Source organism: Agrobacterium tumefaciens, assembly GCA_025560025.1.
In the GTDB taxonomy this organism is placed as follows: domain Bacteria; phylum Pseudomonadota; class Alphaproteobacteria; order Rhizobiales; family Rhizobiaceae; genus Agrobacterium.
The window spans coordinates 902,085-927,245 of record CP048486.1 but is presented as its reverse complement, the minus strand read 5'-3'; the positions used below and the strand labels follow the sequence as shown (position 1 = coordinate 927,245).

General features: G+C 58.9%; 26 protein-coding genes. 13 read left to right on the top strand and 13 right to left on the bottom strand.

The window, feature by feature from the left end:
• The first annotated feature begins 148 nt into the window (after positions 1 to 148).
• Together FY152_18275 and FY152_18270 are read left to right on the top strand one after the other, a co-directional pair.
• A complete protein-coding gene (locus FY152_18275) occupies positions 149 to 1,693 on the top strand; it encodes a sigma-54-dependent Fis family transcriptional regulator (GenBank protein ID UXS34098.1) in 1,545 nt (514 codons plus the stop codon).
• A 176-nt stretch (positions 1,694 to 1,869) separates the two neighbouring features.
• Positions 1,870 to 3,774: a DUF882 domain-containing protein gene (locus FY152_18270; GenBank protein ID UXS34097.1), complete on the top strand. Its 1,905-nt coding sequence runs from the start codon at positions 1,870 to 1,872 to the stop codon at positions 3,772 to 3,774.
• Between the two features lie 84 nt (positions 3,775 to 3,858).
• Here FY152_18270 and pyk read toward each other — a convergent pair whose 3' ends face one another.
• Both pyk and FY152_18260 read right to left on the bottom strand, forming a co-directional pair.
• A complete protein-coding gene (gene pyk, locus FY152_18265) occupies positions 3,859 to 5,298 on the bottom strand; it encodes a pyruvate kinase (GenBank protein ID UXS34096.1) in 1,440 nt (479 codons plus the stop codon).
• Positions 5,298 to 5,780: a DUF1036 domain-containing protein gene (locus tag FY152_18260; protein UXS34095.1), complete on the bottom strand. Its 483-nt coding sequence runs from the start codon at positions 5,778 to 5,780 to the stop codon at positions 5,298 to 5,300. The genes pyk and FY152_18260 overlap by 1 nt, the downstream gene beginning before the upstream one ends.
• A gap of 195 nt (positions 5,781 to 5,975) precedes the next feature.
• Between FY152_18260 and FY152_18255 the strand changes: the two genes are divergently transcribed.
• From FY152_18255 to FY152_18245, 3 genes are all read left to right on the top strand, one after another.
• The gene (locus FY152_18255; GenBank protein UXS34094.1) at positions 5,976 to 6,764 is read left to right on the top strand and encodes an amidohydrolase; all 789 of its coding nucleotides are present in this window, start codon (positions 5,976 to 5,978) and stop codon (positions 6,762 to 6,764) included.
• Positions 6,765 to 6,779: 15 nt separating this feature from the next.
• Positions 6,780 to 7,085: a DUF1244 domain-containing protein gene (locus tag FY152_18250; GenBank protein UXS34093.1), complete on the top strand. Its 306-nt coding sequence runs from the start codon at positions 6,780 to 6,782 to the stop codon at positions 7,083 to 7,085.
• A 152-nt stretch (positions 7,086 to 7,237) separates the two neighbouring features.
• A complete protein-coding gene (locus FY152_18245; GenBank protein ID UXS34092.1) occupies positions 7,238 to 7,492 on the top strand; it encodes a DUF2312 domain-containing protein in 255 nt (84 codons plus the stop codon).
• Positions 7,493 to 7,560: 68 nt separating this feature from the next.
• On the opposite strand, the gene FY152_18240 is transcribed toward FY152_18245, so the two are convergent.
• The 5 genes from FY152_18240 to FY152_18220 all read right to left on the bottom strand — a co-directional run bounded on the left by FY152_18240 (position 7,561) and on the right by FY152_18220 (position 10,389).
• Entirely contained in the window at positions 7,561 to 8,181 is a 621-nt protein-coding gene (locus FY152_18240; GenBank protein ID UXS34091.1) for a hypothetical protein, read from the bottom strand.
• A gap of 100 nt (positions 8,182 to 8,281) precedes the next feature.
• Positions 8,282 to 8,407, bottom strand: coding sequence for a 50S ribosomal protein L36 (gene rpmJ, locus FY152_18235; GenBank protein UXS34090.1), 126 nt, complete (start codon positions 8,405 to 8,407; stop codon positions 8,282 to 8,284).
• A 139-nt stretch (positions 8,408 to 8,546) separates the two neighbouring features.
• Positions 8,547 to 9,644: a 5-(carboxyamino)imidazole ribonucleotide synthase gene (locus FY152_18230; GenBank protein UXS35106.1), complete on the bottom strand. Its 1,098-nt coding sequence runs from the start codon at positions 9,642 to 9,644 to the stop codon at positions 8,547 to 8,549.
• Between the two features lie 26 nt (positions 9,645 to 9,670).
• Positions 9,671 to 10,138, bottom strand: coding sequence for a 5-(carboxyamino)imidazole ribonucleotide mutase (gene purE / locus FY152_18225; protein UXS35105.1), 468 nt, complete (start codon positions 10,136 to 10,138; stop codon positions 9,671 to 9,673).
• 47 nt (positions 10,139 to 10,185) lie between these two features.
• Positions 10,186 to 10,389: a YdcH family protein gene (locus FY152_18220; GenBank protein UXS34089.1), complete on the bottom strand. Its 204-nt coding sequence runs from the start codon at positions 10,387 to 10,389 to the stop codon at positions 10,186 to 10,188.
• Between the two features lie 236 nt (positions 10,390 to 10,625).
• Between FY152_18220 and FY152_18215 the strand changes: the two genes are divergently transcribed.
• A complete protein-coding gene (locus FY152_18215) occupies positions 10,626 to 10,802 on the top strand; it encodes a DUF465 domain-containing protein (protein ID UXS34088.1) in 177 nt (58 codons plus the stop codon).
• Between the two features lie 99 nt (positions 10,803 to 10,901).
• On the opposite strand, the gene FY152_18210 is transcribed toward FY152_18215, so the two are convergent.
• Entirely contained in the window at positions 10,902 to 11,666 is a 765-nt protein-coding gene (locus tag FY152_18210) for a sulfite exporter TauE/SafE family protein (protein ID UXS34087.1), read from the bottom strand.
• 104 nt (positions 11,667 to 11,770) lie between these two features.
• On the opposite strand from FY152_18210, the gene FY152_18205 reads away from it, so the two are divergent.
• The 6 genes from FY152_18205 to FY152_18180 all read left to right on the top strand — a co-directional run bounded on the left by FY152_18205 (position 11,771) and on the right by FY152_18180 (position 18,488).
• Positions 11,771 to 12,424, top strand: a complete 654-nt coding sequence (locus FY152_18205; protein ID UXS34086.1) for a thiamine phosphate synthase — start codon at positions 11,771 to 11,773, stop codon at positions 12,422 to 12,424.
• Positions 12,425 to 12,432: 8 nt separating this feature from the next.
• The gene (locus tag FY152_18200) at positions 12,433 to 13,533 is read left to right on the top strand and encodes a sel1 repeat family protein (protein UXS34085.1); all 1,101 of its coding nucleotides are present in this window, start codon (positions 12,433 to 12,435) and stop codon (positions 13,531 to 13,533) included.
• A 164-nt stretch (positions 13,534 to 13,697) separates the two neighbouring features.
• Positions 13,698 to 14,498, top strand: coding sequence for an inositol monophosphatase (locus FY152_18195; protein ID UXS34084.1), 801 nt, complete (start codon positions 13,698 to 13,700; stop codon positions 14,496 to 14,498).
• 202 nt (positions 14,499 to 14,700) lie between these two features.
• Positions 14,701 to 15,720 (top strand): flagellar motor protein MotA, encoded by a 1,020-nt coding sequence (locus tag FY152_18190; protein ID UXS34083.1) that lies wholly within the window; start codon positions 14,701 to 14,703, stop codon positions 15,718 to 15,720.
• Between the two features lie 2 nt (positions 15,721 to 15,722).
• A complete protein-coding gene (locus FY152_18185) occupies positions 15,723 to 16,754 on the top strand; it encodes a peptidoglycan -binding protein (protein ID UXS34082.1) in 1,032 nt (343 codons plus the stop codon).
• Positions 16,755 to 16,841: 87 nt separating this feature from the next.
• Positions 16,842 to 18,488 (top strand): FAD-binding dehydrogenase, encoded by a 1,647-nt coding sequence (locus FY152_18180; protein UXS34081.1) that lies wholly within the window; start codon positions 16,842 to 16,844, stop codon positions 18,486 to 18,488.
• Here the strand turns inward: FY152_18180 and FY152_18175 are convergent, their stop codons facing one another.
• Positions 18,489 to 20,288, bottom strand: coding sequence for an ATP-binding cassette domain-containing protein (locus FY152_18175; protein ID UXS34080.1), 1,800 nt, complete (start codon positions 20,286 to 20,288; stop codon positions 18,489 to 18,491). It abuts the gene before it with no gap.
• Between the two features lie 261 nt (positions 20,289 to 20,549).
• Between FY152_18175 and rpmE the strand changes: the two genes are divergently transcribed.
• Entirely contained in the window at positions 20,550 to 20,771 is a 222-nt protein-coding gene (gene rpmE / locus FY152_18170) for a 50S ribosomal protein L31 (protein ID UXS34079.1), read from the top strand.
• 480 nt (positions 20,772 to 21,251) lie between these two features.
• Here the strand turns inward: rpmE and FY152_18165 are convergent, their stop codons facing one another.
• The 4 genes from FY152_18165 to FY152_18150 all read right to left on the bottom strand — a co-directional run bounded on the left by FY152_18165 (position 21,252) and on the right by FY152_18150 (position 25,022).
• Positions 21,252 to 21,767 carry a DUF1465 family protein gene (locus FY152_18165; protein UXS34078.1) on the bottom strand — a complete coding sequence of 172 codons (516 nt, stop codon included), beginning with the start codon at positions 21,765 to 21,767 and terminating at the stop codon, positions 21,252 to 21,254.
• Positions 21,768 to 22,169: 402 nt separating this feature from the next.
• Positions 22,170 to 22,361, bottom strand: a complete 192-nt coding sequence (locus FY152_18160) for a DUF1192 domain-containing protein (GenBank protein ID UXS34077.1) — start codon at positions 22,359 to 22,361, stop codon at positions 22,170 to 22,172.
• Complete coding sequence (locus FY152_18155) at positions 22,358 to 23,647, bottom strand: MFS transporter (protein UXS34076.1); 1,290 nt, start codon at positions 23,645 to 23,647, stop codon at positions 22,358 to 22,360. Before FY152_18155 ends, FY152_18160 begins: the two co-directional genes overlap by 4 nt.
• A gap of 349 nt (positions 23,648 to 23,996) precedes the next feature.
• Complete coding sequence (locus FY152_18150; protein ID UXS34075.1) at positions 23,997 to 25,022, bottom strand: fructose-bisphosphate aldolase class I; 1,026 nt, start codon at positions 25,020 to 25,022, stop codon at positions 23,997 to 23,999.
• Positions 25,023 to 25,161: the final 139 nt, after the last annotated feature.

The following is a 25,161-nucleotide window of genomic DNA, read 5'->3' as shown; positions in this document are numbered from 1 at the left end:
CTTTTCGAAGCATATGGGGCCTTTGTTTCCCGTAGCAATGGATAAAATGCAAGCAAATCTCAAAACTGGATGTTCAAGTCTCCTGTGCCAGAGTGCGGCATAAGGGACCGCATGACGCAGGTCCATAAACCGGAAACCGGAGCCAAAAATGACCGCGCATGTTCTCGTGATAGACGATGATCCTGTCCAGCGCCGCCTGCTCAAAAACGCGGTGGAACGTTATGGGCATCTCGCCTTGCTTGCCGAAAACGGCAAAGCGGGGCTCGAGCTGCTCAAGCAATATAGCGGCGAGATCAATGTTGTTGTCCTCGACCTTATGATGCCGGAAATGGACGGCCTGACCTTTTTGAAAGCCGTGGGTGAACTTGGCACCGATGTTCCCGTCATCGTCCAGACGGGGCAGGGCGGCATCGACACCGTCGTGCAGGCCATGCGCGCCGGCGCCTTCGATTTCGTCGTCAAGCCGGTCTCGCCGGAAAGGATCGGCGCCGCCATCTCCAATGCTCTCAAACTCGACAGGAGAGAGGCAAAGGCCCGCACGGGCAGGCGCGGACGGAGCAATGCAGTGAATTTTACCGATATCGTTTCCGCAAGCCCCGCAATGCTGAGGGTCATCGAGCTCGCACAACGTGCCGCCCAGTCCAGCATTCCCGTGGTGCTGGAAGGTGAATCCGGTGTTGGCAAGGAAATGGTCGCGCGTGCCATCCAGTCGGCCGGTGACCGGTCGAACAAGCCGTTCATCACCGTCAATTGCGGCGCTATCCCGCACAATCTGGTCGAAAGCATTCTCTTCGGCCATGAGAAGGGCGCTTTCACGGGGGCCACGGAAAAGCATGTCGGCAAATTCATGGAGGCGGATGGCGGAACGCTGTTCCTTGATGAAATCGGCGATCTGCCGCTGGACGTTCAGGTCAAGCTGCTGCGTGCCGTTCAGCAGGGCGAAATCGAAACCGTCGGCTCCGCGCGGGTCCAGAAGGTCAACGTCCGGCTGATTTCCGCCACCAACAAGAACCTTATCGAAGAGGTGAAGGAAGGCCGTTTCCGCGAGGATCTCTATTATCGCCTCAACGTCTTCCCGATCACCATTCCGGCGCTGCGCCGCCGCAAGGAGGATATTCCCCATCTTGCGCGGGTTTTCGCCGAGCGTTTTTCGGCGGAGCAGAAATTGCCCAACCCCGTTGGCCTTGACGCCAGCGCCCTGGCGCTGCTGACGGCTTATGATTGGCCGGGCAATATTCGCCAGCTTGAAAACGCCGTTTTCCGCGCTGTCGTGCTGTCGCAGGGCGAGGAACTGGCGGATTCCGATTTTCCGCAGATCGCGCTGCAACTGCCGGAATTTGCGACGGGGGATGATGCGGGAGATTCCATCCGGTCGCCGTCTGGATCGTCGCTGAAACTCGCGGCCTATTCACCGCCGCCGCCATTGGCCGAAACGAACGCCGTTCTTGAGGATACGGCGGATATTTCGACGACCATCTACCGCGGAGGCAACCTGATCTCCAGCATGGACGATTCGGGCAATATCCGAAAACTGGCGGAGATCGAGGAAGAGCTTATCCGCTTCGCCCTTCGTTTCTATCGCGGGCAGATGAGCCAGGTCGCACGGAAACTCGGCATAGGGCGATCGACGCTTTATCGAAAACTGAAGGATTATGGCATCGATCCCGATGATCCGCTTCGAGATGCCGCCTGATGCCGCAAATGGCATATTCCCCGGCAGATCGTGAGATTCGTTAACTTCTGAGCAAGGATATCCGCTTACCGTCTATAAACCTCTTGTTAGTGGCTGATTCACTATGTAGAGGAAGGTTGCATGTGTGTGGCAATTTTGCCATCGTGTCACCGTATTTGACGTTCATTTGAGGCAATGTGACAGAAATTGTCTTCCAGGCGGGGATCGAATTGCCATATCTGCATCGGAATAACGCGCTGTCGACCAAGATCGCGCGCGGCTTGATCAAGGATATATGCACGAAGCTGTCGGCACGCGCTGTCACCTTTGCCTGCCTGATGCTCGCCGCCATGCCTTTCGTAGGTGCCTCGGCGACGGAAGCCTTCGCCGAGACGCGCAGCCTTAAACTGTATTATATCCATACACGCGAGAAGGCGGTCATCACCTTCAAGCGCAATGGCAAATACGACCAGAAGGGTCTGCAGGAGCTGAACCGGTTCCTGCGTGACTGGCGCCGCAACCAGCCGACACGGATGGACCCGCGCCTGTTCGATCTCGTCTGGGAAGTTTATCGCCGCAGCGGCGCGACCGATTACATCAACGTCGTTTCGGCCTTTCGCTCGCCGGAGACCAATGGTCTCCTGCGCACCCGGACCAAGGGTGTCGCGGAAAAAAGCCAGCATATGCTCGGCAAGGCCATGGATTTTTACATACCCGGCGTGAAGCTGGCGCGTCTGCGCGAAATCGGCATGCAGATGCAGATCGGCGGCGTTGGTTTCTATCCGAGTTCCGGTTCCCCCTTCGTGCACATGGATGTCGGCGGCGTTCGCGCCTGGCCGCGCATGAGCCGCCAGGAACTCGTCCGCATCTTCCCGAACGGCAATACGCTGCATCTTCCCTCCGACGGTAAGCCGCTTCCCGGTTACGAGCAGGCTCTGGCGGATTACAAGAAGCGCGTCAGCTCATCCTCTATCCAGGTTGCTTCCAGCGCCGGTTCCGGTCCTGCTTCTTCCGGCGGCGGCAAGCGTAAGACGCTGTTGCAGACACTCTTTGGCGGTGGAGGCGATGAGGACGAAGATCCGGATAGCATCGCAGCGCCGGAGCCCGCAGAACGCCCGGCTGTCGCACGGCCGGCTGCTCCGCAGCCCGCAGCGCCCGAGCCGGAACAGGCCATTGCCGTTGCTTCCGCACAATCTCTTCCTGGCGTGAACGATGCGCCGCTGCCAACGGCTCGTCCTGTCTTCGGCAATCAGCCGGCCAATACCGGCCTTGCGACTGCACTTTATTCTCCTGCCCGAAACGCTGCGCAGGATGCACTGCAGGCTGCGACAACGCCGACACCGGCGTCCGCTCCGGCTGAGCGTCAGCAATTTGCCGATCTGGCTGAGGTATCCGTACCCGTGCCGACACTTCTCGGGCCGCGTGGCATGAGAGGCGATGCAGAAGGATCGATCCTGACGGCTTCGGCAGATGGCGCAACCCCGGCTGCGACCGGTGAACTTGCCTCCGTTCCGGTTCCCGCCAATCGCCCGGCAGTCGCGGAAGCCCTGCTGGCAGCGGCCAATGCGGATCCCGAAGGCGAAGACGATCTCGCCGACGCACAGCAGGATACGCTTTCGCCGACAGTGGTGGCGGCTCTTGAACAGAGCGGTCAGGCTGCCCGTTCGCAGGTTCAATCGGCTGCCGTTCCGACAGCTGCTGCGTTCCCGGCCGCTGTCAACCACAAGGTTACGGTAGCGCCGGCCGAAACGGCCAAGGCAGAATCGAAGCAGGGCTTCGGCGATGCCTTCGACCTCAAGCCCGCCATCAATGGTGGCCTCACTGCTGGCTTGCCGACCAAGGGTTCGCGCCCGAGCAAGCAGGATGCGGCTGTTTCCCATCAGGCGATGGTTGGTGGTGGCCGTCTGACGCAGGATCTGATCTCGGATTGGGCGCTCAACCAGAACAAGGGTACGACCGGGCGTTCGGTGAAGGCGCCGCGCGTTATCGCCAACCGCATGCTCAGCCACGACATGTCGGCCTCTGCCACCTCGGCAAGCTTCAGGCCGGGCGCTGCGGCAATCGAGTCCAGCCGCTTCAGCACGCCGGTGAAAATGCACTGAGCTCAAGCTGTTGTAATGCGGCCGAAAGGCCAACAAAAAACCCGCCGGTAACGGCGGGTTTTTTTATGACGGTTTGTTCCGACTTCAGACGCCGCTCTGGCCGTCCGAACCGATATAGGCGATGCGCACCATATTGGTTGCGCCGGGGGTTCCGAGTGGTACGCCGGCGGAGATGATGATGCGCTCGCCCGGCTTGCCGAAACCTTCGGAAACGACGATGCGACAAGCGCGGTTCACCATGTCGTCCAGATCGCTGGCATCGCCGGTGACGACGCAGTGCAGGCCCCATACCACCGACAGGCGGCGTGCGGTCTGGATGATCGGCGAAAGCGCAATGATCGGAACCTGCGGCCGTTCACGCGCGGCGCGCAGGCCCGTCGTGCCGGAGGACGTATAGGTGACGATCGCCGCAAGCTTCAGCGTTTCGGCAATCTGGCGGGCGGCAAGCGAAATCGCGTCGGCGCCAGTTGCTTCCGGCTGCGGGCGCTGCGCGTAGATGATGTTGGAATAATAGGGATCCTGTTCCACCGTGCTGGCGATGGACGCCATGGTCGACACGGCTTCGACCGGATAATCACCGGAGGCTGATTCAGCCGAAAGCATGATGGCATCGGCGCCTTCGAAAACGGCAGTCGCGACGTCCGACACCTCGGCGCGGGTCGGAACCGGTGCGGTAATCATGGATTCCAGCATCTGGGTGGCGACAACGACGGGCTTGCCGGCCCGACGGCAGGCGCGCGTCAGCTGCTTCTGGATGCCGGGAACTGCTTCCAGAGGCATTTCGACACCGAGATCGCCGCGTGCGACCATCAATGCGTCGGAAAGTTCAATGATTTCCTCGATCCGCTCGATCGCCTGCGGCTTCTCGATCTTGGACATCAGGCCAACGCGGCCGCGGGAAATCTTGCGGACTTCGGCCAGGTCTTCCGGACGCTGGACGAAAGAAAGTGCAACCCAGTCCACTTCATTGGTCGCCAGAACGGCATCGAGATCGACGCGGTCCTTATCGGTCAGCACGCCGACGCCAAGCAGGGTGTCGGGCAGGCTGATGCCCTTGCGGTCGGAAATCCGGGTGCCGGAAACGACCGTGGTGACGATGCTCTTGCCGTCGCATTTTTCAGCGCGCAGATGCAGCTTGCCGTCGTCGATCAACAGGCGATGGCCAGGCTTGACCGCTTCGAGAATTTCAGGGTGCGGCAGGAAAACGCGGCTGTTGTCGCCGGGGGCGTCATTATTGTCCAGCGTGAATGTCTGGCCCGGAACGAGATCGACCTTGGTTTCGGCGAATTTTCCGACGCGCAGCTTGGGACCCTGCAGGTCGGCCAGAATGCCGATGGGACGGCCGTTACGGCTCTCGACCGAACGGATACGCTGAATGAGCGTCCGCATCACGTCGTGGCTCGCATGGCTCATGTTGATGCGGAAGAGATCGGCGCCGGCCAGATGCAGCTTCTCGATCATCGCCTCTTCGGAGGAGGCTGGGCCGAGAGTTGCAAGAATTTTGACTTTGCGGTTACGCTTCATCAGTTTTGATTTCCCTGTGTGCCTGGCGTATCGGAAAGCTGGACCATCCAGCTGCCCTGTCTGCCCGTGTCATATTCCTTGAAACCCATTCTCTGGAAGCTGCGGGCATAACAATCGTCTACGCCGTCGATCTTGAACTCGTTTTCCGCCACGCACATGTTGACGTCACCGGTCCAGCGTCCGCCATGGGCGGCATCCTCGGCATAAAGATAATAATAACGCGACTGCAGCTCACCCTCTATCAGCGTTGCGCAGGTAGAGGAGGGAACCTGCCACCAGCCTTCGCTGACCCAGCCGTTTTGTGCCCGGTAGCCGATTGCGACCCCCACGAGGTTTTGCGTGCTGTTGCAGACGCGGAAATCCGCATGGGCGGTCTCCACGAACACAAACGGGGTCAGAAACAATGCCGCTGCGGAAAAAAGACGGGTGATATGCCGAAAAAGGCGAGGAAGAGCTAGAGATGACTGAGTCACGGCTTCCATCCGGATTCCATGGTTATAATGAACACACTTCTTGGCGTGGCCGCCAGAGAAAGTCAACGCGAGTTTAATCGATTATATTGTTCGTGGGATCATGAGTGCGATAAGGTAGATGGCTGTTCTTTCGCCGAAACTTGCGCCCGGCCTCAAGCCATGCCATCAAGCTTTTCTCCTCAATCCTGCCCCAGAAAATCATCGATGAACGACTTCATACCCTATGAAATCATAGAAGGCGATTATGACAAAGGCATGGTTCTTCTGGCGGACCATGCCATGAACCTCCTGCCGGCACACTACGGCAAACTTGGCCTTCCGCAAACCGCTTTTCATCGCCATATCGCATTTGATATCGGCATAGAAGGGTTGACGCGGTCGCTCGCCGCCCGCCTTGGCGTGCCGGCGGTCCTCGGGCGCTTTTCGCGGCTGCTGATCGATCCGAATCGCGGTGAGGACGATCCCACTCTCATCATGAAGATTTCGGACGGCGCTATCATCCCCGGCAATCACCCGATTTCTGATGAGGAATGGCAGAAGCGCATCGAGATTTTTCACCGGCCTTATCACGATGCCGTTGATCGCGTGCTCAACGGTGTCGCGCAGTCGTCCGGGGAGGCGCCTCTCGTTCTGTCGCTGCATTCCTACACGCCGTTCTGGAAGGAAACGCCGCGGCCCTGGCATGCGGCTGTTCTCTGGGACACGGATAATCGTGTGGTCGATCCGCTTCTGGCGCATCTGCGCGCGACCGGCGACATTCTCGTCGGCGACAACGAACCCTATGACGGAGCGCTGAAGGGTGACACCATGTACCGCCATTGCATGATGAAGGGCATACCGCATGCGCTTCTTGAGGTTCGGCAGGATCTGATCGCGGATGAGGAGGGGATTGCCGACTGGTCAGACCGGCTCGCTCCCATTTTTGCCGCAATGAACGACGATCCCGTCCTGCATGAGTACCAGCTGTTCGCCTCTCGCACCGGCCCCTATTGAGCCTGGAGTTGCCCCATGACGACACAGAACGACAAACAGCAGATCGAGTTCGAGGCCGCCGCCTTCCGCCGTCTGGTGCAGCATCTTCGCGAGCGCCATGATGTGCAGAACATCGACATGATGAATCTCGCCGGTTTTTGCCGCAATTGTCTTTCCAACTGGTATCGGGAGGCGGCTGAAGAGGCGGGTGTTCCGCTCAGCAAGGATCAATCCCGGGAAATCGTCTATGGGATGCCCTATGAAGACTGGAAGGCAAAATATCAGGCGGAAGCGAGCGACGCCCAGAAAGCTGCCTTTGAGCAGAGCCGACCCAAGGAATAACCCCTGATCGACGGAAACGACTTGACGTGAGGCCCGGCAATGGGCAGTTCACAGGCCTGAATTTGTGCCGCCCGGGTGGTGGCGACCGGCAGGAGCTTCCAGCCGGATCGAATGAACAAGGCTCAGACGAGCCGCCAATAAAGGATGTTATGATGGACGAAACCAGCACCACCGAAACCGTCGCCGCCGCCGAACTGCGTCAATTCATCGAGCGCGTCGAGCGTCTCGAAGAAGAAAAGGCCGCCATCCAGGGCGACATCAAGGATGTCATGGGCGAGGCGAAGGGTCGTGGTTATGACACCAAGGCGATCCGCACCATCATCCGCCTGCGCAAGAAGGATGCCAACGAGCGTATTGAGGAAGAAACCATCCTGCAGACCTATATGGCCGCGCTTGGCATGGAATGACCGGCTGATGCTGAGTTAGTAAATAATCGCCGCTTTTGCGGCGATTTTTATTTGTGCTTCTTGCAATCTCAGCCGCGTGTGCCGGCCAGCTTTTCGGAAAGATCGATGGCCTGTTTGCGGGCGTCCCTGTCGGCCGGATAAAGCACCAGATAGCGTTCCCAGGCCTTTAGCGCCAACTCCTCGCGGCCGGAGGCTTCGAGGATATTGGCAAGGCTTGCCAGCGCCGGAAAATAGCGCGGTTCTTTCTCCAGCGTCAGGTTGATATCCGCCATCGCCTTGCGGGTGTCGCCGTCGGCGAAATGCACCATGGCGCGGCGATAGGGCGCCTGCACATAATCGGGGTCGAGCAGGATAATCTGGTCGAGAAAATCGTAAGCGGCGGCATTGCGCTTCTCGTCTGAAGCTTCGCCTGCCCATTGCATCAGAAGATTGATCGTCGCACTGCCGGAATCATTCCATTCGGAAGCAATCTGGTTGGCGATGCTGCGCGCCTTGACGGCGTTTCGCTCTTTCTTCAGGGATGCAAAAAGAGTGTCGACGGTTTTGGCGGGTGAAAGCGCAGGTTCCGCCGCTGCGGGAACAGTCGCATCCGCCGCATGGCCAATGGCAGCCACTCCCGGAAACGGAAGGGCCGAAAACAGGAAACCCTGTGTGACGATGATAGCCATGCAAAAACGATTTGGGCGCATGGGTCAAAGCTTAACCCGACTGCGCCCAATATCAAATGCAAAGTTCTACTCTGTCAACAAAGTGATCCGCGATCTGATCGCGAACCGCAGTCGCAGTCAATCAGCCCTGACGAGCCTTGAAGCGCGGGTTCTGCTTGTTGATGATGTAGACGCGGCCCTTGCGGCGAACCAGGCGGTTATCGCGATGACGGGCCTTAAGCGCTTTAAGCGAATTCTTGATTTTCATTTTACTGGTCCGCAGTTTTGCACGGCTTTTACCGTGCTTATTCAAACAATCAAAAGCGCGCAACGGGGCGCGCTCTTTTCGGTTGGCAGGCAAATACCCGTTTGACCCCTGCCTGTCAACACTTGCCGGTGTCTTTGCCTTAAAAGACTGAGGCTTTTCCTATGTGCAAAAGCTCTGTCACATGGCCCATCTTGCGGCCGGGGCGCGCTTCGGTCTTGCCATAGAGATGCACGAGGCAGTCTTTTTTCGACAGCCATGCCGGAACATCGTCGATGTCATCGCCGATGAGGTTGGTCATGACGCAATCCGAATGGCGGGCCGTGCTGCCGGGAACAAGACCCGAGACCGCACGCATATGCTGTTCGAATTGCGAGATCACGCAGGCGGCTTCCGTCCAGTGCCCGGTATTGTGAACACGCGGCGCCATTTCATTGGCGACCAGCGAACCATCGGGCAGGACGAAGAATTCGATGCCGATCACGCCGACATAATCGAGCGCCGCCAGAAGCTTTTCCGCCGACTGTACGGCAACATCCTTCGCCCCGTCGGAAAGCGCTGCCGGCACGGTCGAAGTATGCAGAATGCCGTTCAGGTGAACGTTCTCGGCGGGATCGTAGCAGGTGACCGTGCCGTCCCTGAACCGGGCGGCGATGATCGATATCTCCCGCTCGAAGGCAACGAAGCTTTCGAGGATAAGCGGCACGCCGCCAAGCGCCTCGAAAGCGCCCGTGATGTCCTCGCCGCCCCGGAAAAGACGCTGGCCCTTGCCGTCATAGCCCATGCGGCGGGTTTTCAACACGCCTTTGCCGCCGAAAGCGGCTAATGCTGCGTCCAGATCGTCCTGGCTGTCCACGGCGCGAAAATCGGCGGTCGGAATGCCGCAACCGTTGAGGAAGCGCTTCTCCGTCAGCCGGTCCTGCGAGGCGCTGAGCGCCTGCGGGGGTGGATAGACAGGAACGGAGGCGGCGAGCGTCTCGGCTGCCGCAACGGGCACGTTCTCGAATTCGTAAGTCACGACATCGCAAAGACCGGCGAGTTCGGCAAGCGCGGTTTCATCGTCATAGTCCGCGACGATCTGGCTGTTGCAGACCTGTGCGGCCGGACAATCGGCCTGGGGCTCCAGCACGATGGTGCGGTGGTTGAGGCGGGCTGCGGCCATTGCCAGCATGCGGCCGAGCTGTCCGCCGCCGATAATGCCGATGGTGAGGTTGCCCTTGGTCAAATTATTGGTGTCCATCGTCGCGTCAGCTGTCCCGGATGCCGTCACTGGGCGCTGTCCATGGGATATTCGGCCACAGCCGCCGACTGGCGCGCGCGCCACGCATCAAGCCTGTCAGCAAGATCCTCGTCACTGAGCGCCAGAACCGCTGCCGCAAGAAGGGCGGCGTTGATTGCGCCGGCCTTGCCGATGGCGAGCGTGCCGACGGGGATGCCGGCGGGCATCTGGACGATGGAATAGAGGCTGTCCTGTCCGGACATCGTCTTAGACTGCACCGGAACGCCGAAGACCGGAAGCGGGGTCATGGCGGCCGTCATGCCTGGCAGATGGGCAGCGCCGCCGGCACCGGCGATGATGACCTTGAAGCCCTCATCCTTTGCGCCATTGGCGAAATCATAAAGTCGATCCGGCGTGCGGTGGGCGGAAATGATGCGGGCTTCATATTCCACATCCAGCGCATCCAGCGTATCGGCGGCGTTTTTCATGGTCTCCCAGTCGGACTGGCTGCCCATGATGATGGCGACGGGGGGCGTTTCTGCTGTCACGTAATTTCTCCGGCTCAGGCAATGATATCGGGAATGACCTGGTCTTCGAGCTGGGTCATCTTGTCCTTGACGGCCAGCTTCTTCTTCTTCATGCGCTGTATCCTCAGCGCATCGCAGCTGGTCTGGATCATCGCATTGATCGCAGCGTCATAATCCTCATGCTCCTGGCGCAGCCGCGCCAGCGTGAGCCTGATGTCCGCCTGGTCCTGATCGGGCATCTTGTCATCCCCATTTTATGCCAGCCGGATAGCCTCCGGCGCCTATGTCGTCTGTTCTCGAGCCTCTATCATCAAATCGCGGTAACGGGAAGTTATCCGTTGCGACCAAATTGCCCACTAATTGCCTTCATTTCGCCTTCGACAATACCATTAATCCATGTCACATTGTCGTCGCAAACCTGAAACTCCAGCGATGGAGAGCTGGAGGTAGGCTTAAAAATGGAAGGACGTGCCGCATGACCATTCAGGCTCATATTGCATCGCTCGAAAAGAAACACGGTGCTCTGGAGGAAGAGCTCGAAAGTATTCTTGCTTCCCCGTCTTCGGACGACACAGAGATCGCTGACCTCAAACGTCGAAAACTGCGCCTGAAGGATGAACTGCAGAGGCTTAAAGCCTCCACAAGGCATTAAATGATGCCATGCCGCAGCCTTCAATGAAGGACTGACGGTTCCTTTTCGGCCCTGACGACACCTGCGGTGTTGCCAGGGCTTTTTAGTGGCTGTCAAAACCTAAAAGGGCAGTCCGTCCCATAGCAGTTTCAGGGCCGCGATCAGCGCCATGGTATACATCAGCGGGTAAAACACCGATGGTTTCAGGTATTTCACCACCCTTGCACCGGCGAGCGTCGCCAGCATTGCGACTGGCAAAAGGCTGGCCGAGGTCTTGAGGTTGGTGGCGTCCAGCGCGCCCAGCGCAAAATAGGGAATGAGCTTGATCGCGTTCATGATGGCGAAGAAACGCACGCTCATGCCGGTATAGGTCTTGGGGTCGAGCTTCAGCGGCAGGACATAGATCTGGAAGGGCGGGCCGCCCGCATGGGCGACAAAACTCGCATAACCCGAAAGGCTGGACCAGAGCGTTGCGGCGGCCGGCCGTTGTGGTCTGGCCGGGATTTGCTGCCCGTTGCGGCTTTTGAAGCTCTCGTGGAAATAGCGCAGCACGAAGAGGATCGTCACCGAGGCGACGACAAGCCGCATCGCATCTGCAGATATGAGGCTCGAGGTTGCCCAGCCGAGTGCGATGCCGGCGATTGCGCCGGGCAGCATGATGAGGAGCGTCTGCCGGTGATTGTGGTGTCGCCACGCCCAAAGCGCCACGAGATCCATCACGATCAGGATCGGCAGGAAGATCGCCGCTGCCTGTACCGGCGGGATTGCAAGCGCCATCAGCGGCACGCCCATCAGCGCCAGCGCGCCGCCCAAACCACCCTTGGAAAGGCCGACAAGCACGACTGCGGGGATGGCGACGAGGAAAAAATGAAAATCGGTCAGCATGGATGGATGGTTGATCCTTTCGCCGGTCCGGTTTATCGGATTTATCATATCAAAACGAGTGCAGATCGCGCCGGAAGTGTCTTCTGCCTGAAATGGACGAACCAATGACCATAGTTGAAGACCGTTGCCGCCTTGTTCTGATCGTCCCGCAATCGGACGATGCGCAAAAGCAGGCGACAGATGTGGAAGAAGCACTGCGGGGCGGCGATGTGGCCTCGGTCATCATTCCGCAATACGGTCTGGATGACGCCTCTTTCCAGAAGCGTGCCGAACTGATCGTGCCTCTCGTCCAGAAGGCGGGTGCGGCTGCGCTCATCGCGGGCGATAGCCGGGTTGCGGGCCGGGTGAAGGCGGACGGCCTGCATGTGGCGGGCAATGCCGAGGCGCTTGCCGAAGCCGTTGAAAATTTCACGCCCAAGATGATCGTCGGCGGCGGCAATGCGGATGACCGTCACAAGGCTCTGGAACAGGGTGAGTCCAATCCGGACTACGTCTTTTTTGGCAAGCTCGAAGGCGACATCAAGCCGGAAGCGCACCCCAAAAATCTGGCGCTTGGCGAGTGGTGGGCTTCGATGATCGAAATCCCGGCCATCGTCATGGGCGGCACGGATCCATCCTCGGTGATTGCCGTTGCTGAAACCGGTGTGGAATTTGTGGCGATGCGCAGCGGCGTTTTCGACAATGCTGCCGGCGCCGCCCAGGCCGTTTCTGAAATCAACGCGTTGCTTGACGAAAAAGCGCCACGGTTTGGCGGTTGATACAGGCGATGTTCATGCGCTCGGTTCCTTTCTGCCTTTCCGTTTCGCTGATGACGCTGATTTTTGGCGCGTCGGCGGGCATTGCTTTTGCCCAGTCCGGACCGCAGAGCGAAAGCAACGCGCTTTCCCGGCAGATGGAGGATGAGGCGCAGCCTTCCCGTCAGGGCAGGGTGCAATCGGAAGAACAGAAGGATTTGCAACCGTCGCAGGGCGTCAACGTCTATCAGCGCATGGGGGCCGAACTGCCGGCCCTGCCGCCTGAAAAGGAGTTCAAGGGCAGGGTGGACGAGGCCTACGGTCATTTCCAGCGCGGTGAATATGTGCAGGCGCTCGACAAGGCGTTGAACCGCGCGCAGAACGGCGATGCGGCTGCCCAGACGCTGGTGGCGGAAATGATGTCGCGCGGGCTCGGCATTGCCCGTGACGAAAAGACAGCGGCTTTCTGGTACCAGCAGGCGGCGCAGGGTGGTGACGCCGTCGCCATGTTCAAATTCGCCCTGATCCTGATGGAAGGTAAATTCGTCACCCGCGACAAGGTGAAGGCCGACGATTACATGCGCCGGGCCGCGGAAGCCGGCAATGCCTCGGCCCAGTTCAACTGGGGGCAGATCCTGGTTTCGGAAAATCCTGGTGCCAAGGGATTGCTGATGGCCATGCCGTTTTATGAGAAATCCGCCGAACAGGGCATTGCCGACGCGCAATATGCGGTGTCGCAGATTTACTGGTCGCTCAAGGATGTGCCTGCCGAAAAGAAGGCCAAGGCAAGGGACTGGCTGATGCGGGCCGCGAAGGCGGGCTACGATACCGCGCAGGTCGATCTCGGCATCTGGCTGGTCAATGGTTTTGGCGGCGAGCGAAATCTGGATGAGGGCTTCCGCTGGCTTTATGGCGCTGCACAGCGCGGCAATGTCGTGGCCCAGAACAAGGTGGCGCACCTCTATATTCAGGCACTGGGCACCCGACCCGACCCGGTGGAAGCGGCTAAATGGTATGTGCTTTCCCGGCGTGCAGGGCTCAAGGATCCGGCTCTTGAGGATTTTTATCTCGGCATCACCGACGAGCAGCAGAAAAAGGCGATCGAGGCGGCAAATCGGTTCCGCCCGGTGTGATGCAGGGCGGCTCAACCGCTGCCGGCGTTCGCCCGCGGGCTTTTTGCCTTGAATTTCCGCGCGTTTTGTGGTCTTGAACCGCAAACTTTCAATTCAAGAAAATAATGACGTGCCTGCCCGGCAAGCTTTCGGGCGGTTCGCAAGCTTTCCAGGAAACAAACTCGATGGCCCGTTCAGCCCTTCTCAATGTCATGGTTCAGGCCGCCATCAAGGCGGGTAAGTCTTTGTCGCGTGACTTCGGTGAAGTGCAGAACCTTCAGGTTTCGGTCAAGGGACCGAGTGACTTCGTGTCACAGGCAGACCTCAAGGCCGAGAAGATCGTGCGCGATGAACTGATGAAGGCCCGCCCCACCTACGACTTCCTGGGCGAGGAAGGCGGCGAGGAAAAAGGCAGTGATGGCGCCCATCGCTGGATCGTCGATCCGCTTGATGGCACGACCAATTTCCTGCACGGCATTCCGCATTTCGCCGTTTCCATCGCGCTGGAGCGTAACGGTGAAGTCGTCGCCGGCGTGATCTTCAACCCGGCGACCGACGAACTCTATACTGCCGAGCGTGGCGGCGGCGCCTTCCTCAACGATCGCCGCATTCGTGTTGCAGCGCGTAAGGCGTTGACCGATTGCGTCATCGGCTGCGGTGTGCCGCATCTCGGCCGTGGCAATCACGGTAAATTCCTCGTCGAGCTCCGTCACGTCATGGGTGAAGCGGCCGGCATTCGCCGCATGGGCGCGGCAGCACTTGACCTTGCCTATGTTGCTGCGGGCCGTCTCGACGGTTTCTGGGAGGCGGATCTTTCGCCCTGGGACATGGCGGCCGGTCTGGTGCTGATTCGCGAGGCCGGTGGCTTCGCCTCTGATATCAAGGGCGGCACGGACATCTTCGGCAGCGGTACTGTTGCGGCTGGAAATGAATATATCCACAAGTCGCTTGTGGAAGTCGCCAACCGCCCGATACCGGGCCGCTGATCGATTTCCGGCAGAAAACCTGCCGTTTAATGCAAGTTTTTAAGCGCCCGGCGAACCCTTGCCGGGCGTTTTTATTTTCCTGAGCGCTGGTCCCATCCGTCTTTGCAAAATGCGTATGACGAAAGACCGGCTTTTCGCTTCAAATCGTCGCAATTTTCAAATAGCTTCCGCTGGATACCTGACCGAAGGGAATGCGAACGTTATGGCGGATTCGGAGTTACTTGATCTCGGCGTCGAGAAGCCGGTGACCACGCGGCAATACAGCCACAAGCTGTCCAGCCCGACACCGTTTCTCTGGACGATGGTTCTGTTTCTGATCCTCGTCGGTTTCCTAGCGGCCATTCTTTACCGGCAGGCGCACACCGCCTTCATGACGAACCCGGGTCTCAACGGTTTCATTCTCGGCGTTCTCGCCATCGGCATCATTCTGGTGTTCACGCAGACAATGAGCCTGCGTTCGGAAGTGCGCTGGTTCAACGCGTTCCGCGCCGCCGGCAGCGTTGAGAAGGTTGGCCGCGCGCCAAAACTGCTTGCCCCCATGAGCACGCTGATCGGCAAGCGCGGTGAGGTCCGGCTTTCCGCCGTTACGCAGCGCACGATCCTCGATTCCATCGCGACTCGCCTTGATGAGACACGCGATACCTCGCGTTATCTCGTTGGCCTTCTGGTTTTCCTTGGCCTGCTCGGCACCTTCTGGGGCCTCATTGGCACCATTGGCGCCATCAGCAACGTCATCCAGTCGCTTGATCCAAGCGCCGGCGACAGCAACGATATTCTCGGCTCCCTCAAGGCCGGCCTGACCGCGCCGCTGGCGGGCATGGGAACGGCGTTTTCCTCATCGCTGCTTGGTCTTTCGGGCTCGCTGATCCTCGGATTTCTCGATCTTCAGGCAGGCCGCGCCCAGAATCGTTTTTACACCCAGCTCGAGAACTGGCTGTCTTCCGTGACGGATACCTCGGCGGAAATGCCGAGGGAGTTCAAGGCTGAACCCGGTGCAGTTGTCAGCACCGAGCGTTCGCTCGCGGCCATGACCAGCCTTGCCGAGGGCATTCAGGGCCTGGTCAAGAATATGCGCAGCGAACAGCAGATGCTGCGCGACTGGATCGAGGCGCAGCAGGAGGAATCGAGGTCGCTCCGGCGCACGCTCGATCGGCTGTCGACACGCATCGACGGGGAGACAAAATCCTCCGGACGCACCCGGCACGATAACGGGAGCGAGTAGCCATGGCGCTTGCGCGCAACCGCCGCCGCGACAGGGGTGTGGATTATTGGCCGGGTTTCGTCGATGCGCTCTCGACGCTGCTCATGGCCATCATGTTTCTGCTCACGGTTTTCGTGCTGGCGCAATTCGTGCTGTCGCGGGAAATCACCGGCAAGGACGAGGTGCTGACGCGCCTCAACAGCCAGATAGCGGAACTGACCGAGCTTTTGGCCATGGAAAAGGGCAACAAGCAGGATATCGAGGACGCACTGGCGAGCCTTCAATCCACCCTTGCCGCATCCGAAAACGAACGCTCGCGCCTGCAGTCGCTTCTTGATGCGGGATCGGGCAACAATGCAAGCGCCAATGCCCGGATCGGTAGCCTTACCGGCGAACTGGACGACCAGAAACAGGCAAATTCCCGTGCCTCCGCCCAGATCGAATTGCTCAACCAGCAGATTGCGGCACTCAGGGCGCAGATCGCTTCGGTGGAGGCTGCGCTTCAGGCTTCGGAAGCCAAGGATGCCTCGTCTCAGGTCAAGATCGCCGATCTCGGCCGTCGCCTCAATGTGGCGCTGGCGCAGAGGGTGCAGGAACTGAACCGTTATCGGTCTGATTTCTTCGGGCGTCTGCGCGAAATCCTCTCGGATCGCGAAAATATCCGTATCGTCGGTGACCGTTTCGTCTTCCAGTCCGAAGTGCTGTTTCCTTCCGGTGGCAACGAGCTTAATCCGGAAGGGCAGGCTGAGATGGAGAAGCTGGCGACGGCTTTGATCGATCTTGCCAAGGAAATCCCGGCGGAGATCAACTGGGTCCTGCGCGTTGACGGTCATACGGACAATGTCCAGCTTTCCGGCTCCGGCCGTTACCGCGACAATTGGGAACTTTCCTCAGCCCGCGCCACCTCGGTGGTGAAATTCCTGATCTCCAAGGGCGTTCCGTCAAACCGTCTGGTTGCTGCCGGGTTCGGCGAATATCAGCCGATTGCAGAAGGCGACACGCCGGAAGCGCGCCAGCAGAACCGCCGTATCGAACTGAAGCTCACCGAGCGCTAGTCAGAAGCCGCATCTTGGCGGTTGCCTTGTGACGCGAGTGAATTTACGTTCGCGTAAAAGTAATTCCGTCATATCTGGGAGGGACTGATGGAGCGGTATGATGTGATTGTTGTCGGTGCGGGGCTTGCTGGACTGGTCGCGGCAACGGAGGCTGTCGAGCGTGGTCTCAGCGTTTGCCTTGTGGATCAGGAAGGAGAGCAGAACCTTGGCGGGCAGGCTTTCTGGTCGCTCGGTGGGCTGTTTTTCATCGATAGTCCCGAGCAGCGCCTTATGCGGGTGCGCGACAGTCTTGATCTGGCGAGGCAGGATTGGTTTGGTTCGGCCGGTTTTGATCGCTCAGAAGATCATTGGCCGCAACGGTGGGCCGAAGCCTATCTCAATTTCGCCGCCGGCGAGAAACGTGAATGGTTGCATCGGCTGGGCATGCGCTGGTTTCCGGTGGTTGGCTGGGCCGAGCGTGGCGGCGCCCTTGCCCATGGCCACGGCAATTCCGTGCCGCGTTTCCACGTCACATGGGGCACGGGTCCCGGCGTGCTGGCGCCTTTTGCTGAAAAGGCGAAAACCATGGCAGCGAGCGGCCGGCTAACCCTCCGGTTTCGTCATCGCGTCGATCGGCTGGATATCACCGACGGCCGCGTGACTGGCATTTCCGGCGCTGTTCTTGCAACGGATCCGGTGTTGCGCGGACAACAGAGCAGCCGGGACGTAGCGGGGGATTTCACCATTGCGGCCTCGGCCGTCATCGTCAGTTCCGGCGGCATCGGCGGCAATCAGGAGCTGGTGCGGCGTAACTGGCCGGTAGAGCGGCTCGGCAAGCCTCCCGCGAACATGGTGTGCGGCGTACCCGCTCATGTGGATGGTCGGATGATCGCGATTTCGGAAACAGCTGGTGGAACGGTCATCAATCGCGACCGGATGTGGCACTATACCGAAGGCGTGAGAAACCATGATCCGATCTGGCCGGGCCACGGTATCCGCATCCTGCCCGGCCCTTCGTCCTTCTGGTGTGATGCGGATGGAAACCGGCTCACAGCGCCCGCCATGCCGGGCTTCGATACGCTCGGCACGCTTAAAATGCTGGGCGAGCGCGGCAGCGGCCATAGCTGGTTCATCTTGACCAAGGCGATCATCAAGAAAGAATTCGCTCTTTCAGGCTCGGAGCAAAATCCTGATCTGACGGGTAAAGATGTGCGGCTGCTCCTCAAACGTCTGGGCAAAGAGCCACCCGGGCCGGTACAGGCTTTCATGGAGTGCGGGGAGGATTTTGCTGTCCGCGACACGCTGGAAGAACTTGTACCGGCGATGAATGCAATCAGCGGCGATGACCGATTGGATATTGGCCATCTTCGCCACCAGATAGAGGCGCGCGACCGTGAGATCGAAAACGGTTTCTGCAAGGATGCGCAGGTGACGGCAATCCATGGCGCACGTCGTTATCTTGGCGACAGGCTGATGCGCACCGCAAAACCACATCGGCTGCTCGATCCCGCGATGGGACCATTAATCGCCGTGCGCCTGCATGTGTTGACACGCAAGACGCTGGGCGGTCTGCATACGGACCTTGAGGCGCGCGTGCTGGATGGTGCCGGTGCGCCGGTGCCGGGTCTTTATGCCGCCGGTGAGGTGGCGGGTTTCGGCGGTGGCGGCATGCACGGCTATAATGCGCTTGAGGGCACATTCCTTGGTGGTTGCCTGTTTTCAGGCCGTGTTGCAGGGCGCAAAGTGCTGGCGTGATTAAGCCTGGAAGCGCAATTCGTCCGGCCCCGTCTGGAATTGCAGTCGGGCAAGCTTTGCATAAAGGCCGTTCTGGCGAATGAGGCTCTGGTGCGTGCCTTCCTCGATGACACGGCCCTCATCCATCACCAGAATGCGGTCGGCCTTCAGCACGGTGGCGAGGCGGTGGGCGATGACGATGGTAGTACGGGTCTTCATCAGCTCATCGAGAGCCTTCTGCACCAGCATTTCGCTTTCCGCATCGAGCGCTGAGGTCGCCTCGTCGAGCAGCAGAATCGGCGCATTGCGCAGGATCGCGCGGGCAATCGCAATGCGTTGGCGCTGGCCACCGGAAAGCGTAACGCCGCGTTCACCCACCTGCGTATCATAACCATCGGTCAGTCGCGCGATGAAACTGTCCGCCTGTGCGGCGGTCGCAGCCGCACGGACCTCCTCGCGTGTCGCATCCGGCCGGCCGAAGGCGATGTTATCGTGGATGGAGGAGGCGAATATCGCCACATCCTGCGGAACGATGGAAAGGCGCGCGCGCAGGTCCGCCAGGCTGACGTCGCGGATATCCGTGCCATCAACAGTGATGCGGCCTTTTTGCGGATCGTAAAACCGCATCAGTAGCGAAAAGACCGTGCTCTTGCCCGCGCCGGATGGGCCGACAATGGCAACGGTTTCACCGGCGTTCACCTTGAAGGAGAGGCCGGAGATGATCGGCCGTCCCGTCGCGAGGGGGTAGATGAAATCGACATTCTCAAATGCCGCCTCGCCGCGCGGAGGCTGTATCAGGGCAATGGGCGCCGTCGGTTCGATGACGGGTGAGCGCTCGTCCAGTAGTTCGGAAAGCCGTTCGGCGGCACCGCCCGCCTGCGCCAGTTCCCCCCAGACTTCCGAAAGCTGGCCAAGGCCGCTTGCAGCGATGACTGAATAAAGCACGAATTGGCCGAGCGTGCCGGCGGTCATGCCGCCGGACAGGACGCTCTGTGCGCCATACCAGAGAATGCCGACGACGCTGCCGAAGACCAGCGCAATGGCAACGGCAGTGAGGATGGAGCGTGCACCGATCGCGGCGCGCGCACCCTGATAGGCGGCCTCCACGGAGGCGCCATAACGCGCATTTGCGAGGGTCTCGGCATTAAAGGATTGCACCGTGCGGCTCGCCGCAATCGTCTCGGAAGCATAGGCGGCGGAATTGGCCAATGTGTCCTGCGTGGTGCGCGAGCGGGCGCGGACGGAACGTCCGAAAGCGATCAGCGGAAACACGATGAAGGGAATGGCAAGCAGCGCAAGACCGGAAAGGCCGGGGCTGGTATAGATCATCATCGCCACTGCGCCACAACACATGATGATGTTGCGCAATGCTACAGAGGCGGATGACCCGAAGGCGGAACGGATCTGCACCGTGTCGGCGGTCAGCCGCGAGGTCAGTTCACCGGATCGATTAGTATCGAAAAACTGCTGCGACAGCGTGGTGAGATGGGCAAAGACATCGCGGCGCAGGTCGGCAACGACCCTTTCGCCAATGGTCATGACGTAATAATAGCGCATGGCGCTGGCAAGCGCGAGGAGGACGGCAATTGCCAGCAGCATGGCGAAATAGCTGTTGATCATGCCGCCATCGGGCGTCTGGAAGCCGTGATCAATGATACGGCGGACGGCAAGCGGCAGGGCGAGTGTGGTGGCGGAAGACAGGACAAGTGCGAAAAGGGCAGCCGCCATCAGGCCGCGATAACGCCTGAGATAGGGGAAAAGGCCAAGAAGCGGCTTCAGGCTTCTCTGTTTCGCCGCTTTCTGCGCTTCAATATCTGCCACGTCCTTTATGCTCCTCGTTCCGCGCCGTTTTTCGGTCTTTTGGGGTCGAATTTCCGGCCTGCGGTAAAATTCCTGCCCCTGCGGCCATCTCCTTTCACAAGGGGATAGCAGGCTCTTGTTATCTGGGCGACCTTCATGTATAGGCTCCGCATCGAATTGGGAAGCCATAGCCCATCTGGTCTATGGCTTCATTTATTGAAATGGCTCAGTTGACGCAATTGCGGCAAATGGACCGCACGTCACTTAACCAGGAAGATTGTCATGAAGGCTGATATCCATCCCGATTATCACACGATCAAGGTGGTCATGACCGATGGCACCGAATACGAAACCCGCTCTACCTGGGGTTCGGAAGGCGCCGTCATGAACCTTGAAATCGACCCCAAGTCCCATCCGGCATGGACGGGCGGCAACCAGCAGCTTATGGACCGCGGTGGTCGCGTTTCCAAGTTCAACAAGCGTTTCGGCGGCCTCGGCCTCTGATCCTCTTGCGGACGGATCATTTAAAAAAGCCCGGTTTTTACCGGGCTTTTTTGTTGCCCCGTTTCGACTGGATTTGCCTCAGGGTGATTACAACAGCTTTATTGATAGCGACCAGAGACCCTAAATGTTACGGGTGCATGGTTTGATCAATCGCAGGCAGCGGCTCTCGCGGCGTCATCATGGATGTATGCCGGAGAGTAGTCATCAAAGCACCGGTCAATCTTTTCGTTTATATCCCAGAATTCTTTGCCGATAATAAAAGCGACAATTAGTAGGGCGCATCCGGACGTAGCCATAATATACTTAAGGATACGCATTTTCGCTCCTATTATTGTGCGGTAGATGTTTATTAAAATATGAAATGTGGCGTGGCGATGAAATTTATTGCTTCATACCTAGATATTTCTACTTCCTTCCAGAAACAAAAAAAGCAGGCCGATAAGCCTGCTTTTCAAATTGTCCGGATAAGATCGTCTTTTCTCAGTTGATGGAGAAAGCCGTGCGCAGAAGGTTGAGCTGCGCCTGCACGCTGTTTTCATTGTCCGGCACCTTGGTGGCTTCGGACGGACGATAGATTTCGCGGTCAAGAAGGGCGATGCGGTTCTGGAGGCGCAGAGAGCGTTCGATGAGGTCGCGGAAGGATTCCGGCAGATCGTTCCAGCCGGGCGCGTTGCGGTCAACATTGAAGCTGTCGAGACGCACCTTGTTCTTTTCGCTCAGAACCTGATCGCGCGTCATCTCACCATTATTAACGGCGCGCTGCAGCAGCAGCCAGGAGGCCATCTGCATCAGACGGGTGGTGAGGCGCATCGATTCCGCCGCATAAAGAACCGAGGCCATGCGCGGCAGAACCTTGGAAGCGACGCGACCGGCGCCATCGAGATAGCTTGCCGTTTCCTCTACCAAGGTCATGCCTTCGGTATAGAGGGTCTTGAACTGGTTGGAAGCAGCCGCGCGCCCCGCAAAGCTTATGGTATTTAAAACCTGTTCCGACATTTCTTTAAATCCCTGCTCACGCACCACACTGTCAGGCAACGACGACCGGGATATTTTGTTCCGGCCTTTAGTGTTTTCAGGATGGTATCTTTACCTGAAATGCGCAAGGCAATTATTAAAGAAGGGTTAATACCCACAGTTTTACGGAATTTGCCGTCTGGCAAAAAAAGAGCCGCGAAAGCGGCTCTCAAGGTAAAACAGGGAGAAAAATCAGACCAATTCGCCGAATGGAGAAGATGCCTGAGATCCAGAAGAACTGGACATGTATAGTAATCTCTCAGAAAGCTTAATTTTTGGTTAATGGTAAACGAAAGACTGCGCCAGGTTGTTTATTTGCGCACACCACGCCGGCCGCATCTTGCGGCTTGCGGGTTCTTTCCAAGGCCCTGCAGAGATCGGTTGTCAGGACCGGAAGAGATTCTCCGCCGCCAGCCGGCCGGCGGACTTCCTTGTCCGCTCCTCTTCAAGCCGGGTGATTTCCGTTTGCAGGAGGTCGATGCGGCCAGTCAGTTCGTCTACCGAAAGAAGGCTGAGATCGCAGCCGATCTCGTGCGCCAGCGGTTTTTGCGGACGGTCATCGTCAAAGAGGCTCATATGCCTGCTCCTTTTTCAACATAGTTGCCATCGTCCCCGGGATATTGCGGCGCGCGCGGATCAAGTGCAATGCTTTCCGGCGTGACGAGTGGGGAGGGCGTCGTCGGCATCATGGTCGAGAAATTGTCCTTTTCGTCGGTCGAAAGGGCGGCACGCTGACGGCTTCTGATGATGGCATAGGCTGTGATCAGCACATGGGCGACGGCTGTTACCAGAAACAGCGCATAGGGGCCGAAATAGGTCATGACCGCGCCGCCGAGTGTCGGGCCGATAATGGTGCCGATGCCATAAAGCAGCAGCAACCCGCCCGAGACTTTGACGAAGTCTTCCGAGGCGGCATAGTCGTTGGCATGCGCCACAGCGATGGGATAGAGCGCGTTGGCGGCGGCGCCATAAACGGCGATCATGGCGATCAATACATAGACATCATGCGGTTGCACCGCCGCGACGGCAAGGCCCGCGACCGCGCCGAGCCCGGCCAACCCGGCCAGGACGTAACGGCGGTCTATCCGGTCCGACAGGCGGCCCGCCGGAAACTGCGCCAGCGCGCCGACGAAAATCGTGACGGAGACCATGATGGCGATCATGGTCGGGTCGAGACCGGCTCGTGCGCCAAAGACAGCGCCGAGCGTACCATAAGCACCGTTGGCGATGCCGATCATCAGAATGCCGACGAAAGAGACCGGTGAATTGCGGTAGAGCGCCGGTAAATCCAGACTGACCTTCTGCAGGGGCTGGGGGCTCGCCGCCTTGGAAAGCGTGGCCGGCAGAATGGCGATGCAGTAGATGATGCCGCAGATCATGAACAGCGAGGTATTGCTGATGTCGCCCATCGGCACGATCATCTGCCCGGCCACGACGCCAAGCAGCGTGATGGCGATATAGAGCGAAAAGATCATGCCGCGGCTCTCATTGGTCGCACGCTCGTTCAGCCAGCTTTCGATGATCATCGAGGTGCCGGCCGTGCAGAAGCCGGTCAGTGCGCGCAGGGCAATCCACCAGACATCATCGACGATGAGGCCGGTCATCAGCACCGTCAGGCAGATCAGCGCGACGAAGGAGCCAAAAGCCCTGACATGCCCCGCACGGCGCACGATGGCGGGCGCCACGAAGCAGCCGATGACGAAGCCGGCCGCCCAGGAAGTGCCGAGAAAGCCCAGTATTTCATTGGAGTAACCTTCCGCCGAACCGCGAACCGGCAGCACGAGGCCCTGAAGGCCGTTGCCGAGAAAAAGAAACAGAGTGCTGGATAAAAGAGCGAATACGGGTAGAAGATTTCTGCTCATGAAGACACTCTCATGCGTTCGGACGGACGGTCGGACAGGTCATAGAACGGGATTACCCGAATGAGTTGCACTCTTCTGGTGAACGGTAAAAATGTCCAGCCTGTGACGATGCAGAAATAAAGAAAAGGCTCAATAAATGACAAAGGCGATCGGCCTTTTTTTACTGCTGGCCATGGTGGTCCAGATCATTCGGCCGCTTGGTCTGCCGGGCCTCAAGAAAAGAGGCGATTGCTGGAAGATTGCGGTTGCCGCCTTTGTCATTTGGTCGGTGACGCTGCTTCTGCGTCCGTAACAAAAAAGCCGCCCAATGGGGCGGCTTTTGTTTGGCTGAAAACCTGCGGCGAGGGCCTCAGGCCGCCTTTTCTAGTTCCTGCTTCCAGTTGCCCTTGGCGGCGAGGCTGTTCATCGCAGCGCGGTGCGTGAAGGCGCGCTGACCGGCAGCAACATTCTCCTGCTTGCCGCCCCATGTCTTGAGGGCCGTATCCTGAAGCGCGCGGCCGTAGGAATAGGTCAGCGACCAGGGCAGGTCGTAACCGGCATTCATGGCGGAGAGATGCGCGGTTGCCTCTTCGGAGGACTGGCCGCCGGAAAGGAAGGCGATGCCCGGAACGGCGGAAGGCACGGTCGCCTTCAGAACCTTCACGGTCTTTTCCGCCACTTCCTCGACAGAAGCCTTGCGGGCCTTCTTGCCGTCGATGATCATGTTCGGCTTGAGGATCATGCCTTCAAGGTTCACGCGGGCGTCGAACAGGTCCGCAAAGACGGTCTGGAGAACCCATTGCGTGACTTCCGCACAGCGGTCGATGTCATGCGTGCCCGGCTCGCCGTCCATCAGCACTTCCGGCTCCACGATCGGCACGATATCCGCCTGCTGGCAGAGAGCGGCGTAACGGGCGAGCGACTGGGAGTTTGCCTTGATCGAACCCCAGCTCGGACGCTGCTCACCGATGGTGATGACACCGCGCCACTTGGCGAAACGCGCGCCGGCCTCATGATACTTGCGCAGGCGCTCGTAAAGACCGTCGAGGCCTTCGGTGATGAATTCATGCGGGTGGAAAGCCATCGGCTTGGCGCCGATATCCACCTTGATGCCCGGCAGGCTGCCGGCGGCCTTGATGATATCAACGAAAGGCGTGCCGTCGGCGGCCTTCTGGAACAGGGTCTCTTCATAAAGGATGACGCCGGAGATGTATTTCTTCATGGCGTCGTCGGAACGGAACAGCATCTCGCGATAATCGCGGCGGGCGGTCTCGGTGGACTCCAGATTGATGCTGTCGAAACGCTTTTTGATCGTTCCCGTGGATTCGTCGGCGGCGAGCAGGCCCTTGCCGTCGGCGACCATTTTGATTGCAATGTCTTCGAGACGTTCGGTCATTTGCTATTCTCCCAAGGCACAATAAATTTCCGATAACAGAAGTTCCAGGGCAGGGAAATGGCACGCTAACTCATTGAAACGATTGAAATGATTTCAATCGTTTGAAACTTTTCCTCCCGGTGCCGCTTACCAAAAAGCA